This is a genomic window from Photorhabdus kayaii (assembly GCF_025384895.1).
GTDB lineage: Bacteria > Pseudomonadota > Gammaproteobacteria > Enterobacterales > Enterobacteriaceae > Photorhabdus > Photorhabdus kayaii.
Genome location: NZ_JAJAFZ010000180.1, coordinates 1 through 1283, shown reverse-complemented (window position 1 = coordinate 1283; position 1283 = coordinate 1). Strand labels below are relative to the sequence as shown.

At 62.0% G+C, this 1283-nt stretch carries 1 protein-coding gene; it reads right to left on the bottom strand.

Annotated elements, in window-relative coordinates:
- The coding region (locus tag LGZ98_RS23745; protein WP_262978732.1) for a DUF6531 domain-containing protein at nucleotides 1-1283 on the bottom strand (1283 nt) is incomplete at both ends.

Genomic DNA, 1283 nt, shown 5'->3' with positions numbered 1-1283 from the left:
AGCTGGCCGTATTCATTGTAATCGTAAGCGGTGACGTCCCCGGTGGGTGACAGCCAGCCGGTCAGCTCGCCGTAAGGGCTGTACTCATAAGCCGTGGCGCGGCCTAGCGGGTCGGTTTCGGCGACTTTGTGACTGAAATCCCATTCGGTCCGGGTTTCATGGCCGAGCGGGTCGACCTGGCGGGTCACCAGGCCGTCGGCGTTATAGTGGTAGCGGGTACAGCCGCCTTCGGCATCGAAATAGGTGGTGATGTTATGGTCGTCATCGTATGCAAAACGGTCCTGCCAGTACCCCTGCGGGGTGGTGGTAGCCGTCACCCGGCCCGCTTTGTCATAGTGCACGGTGACATCGGTTTTATCGGTGTCATGCCAGCGGGTCATGTTCCCCTGCGGCGTGTATTCATGCCACAGGTGGTGAAACTGAAAGGTGTCACATTCCGCCAGATACCCGGGATTATCATAGCGGCAGGTCACCAGCCGCTGGCGCTGTGCGGCGTGCAGCCAGTCAATGGCCGTGAGCTGCTGGTGTTCGTAGTGCAGCGCCAGGGTCGTGGTGTCGGCATGGACCAGGCGGGTCAGGCGGTGGTGTTCATCGTAATGAAAGACGGTCTGGTTGCCGTTGCGGTCCTCTATCAGGGACAGGCGGCGTTTATCCCCCTGCACCTCGGTAAAACTCAGTATCTGCTGAGTACGGCGGTTAAACAGGCGCAGTTCGCCGCTCAGTTGCCCGTACAGCAGGTAATGCCCGGCATGGAGGTTGACTGAGAAGACGTTTTCCGCCGGGGTATGGAAAGTGTAAATCACCCCCTCGCCGTCGGTGAAATGAGTCTCCTCGCCGTCGCGGCGCAGGTGCTGCGACCAGTCGTCGGCCCATTTGGGGCCGAACAGCCCGGCCAGGGCGGCGGTGGAGCGGTAAGTCCGGTTCAGGGTCAGCGGCAATACCCCCGGCAGGGCCAGCACCGGCCAGACCTGTAGGAAGTCGCCGGTCGCCACGTCTACCGGCTCGCCGGCTTTGCTACAGAGCTGACTGTTACAGCCGGTTTTTTTCACCGACGGGGCGGGGGGCGATTCATGGGGGCGGTTTTTGTTCCCTCTGGGCAGGGGGAGGAGGCCGGCCAGCACCACGGCCCAGTGTAAGGCCCGGTCGCTGCTGACCATGATGTCATAGACGCCTTCGGTCTCCTGGGTGAGGGCAATGGACGCCGCGCCGCTGTTGATATTGGCATCGCAGGTGGTGCGGTGGCCCAGCCGGGCAATCGGTTTGCCGTTGGCAAACACCGTTTT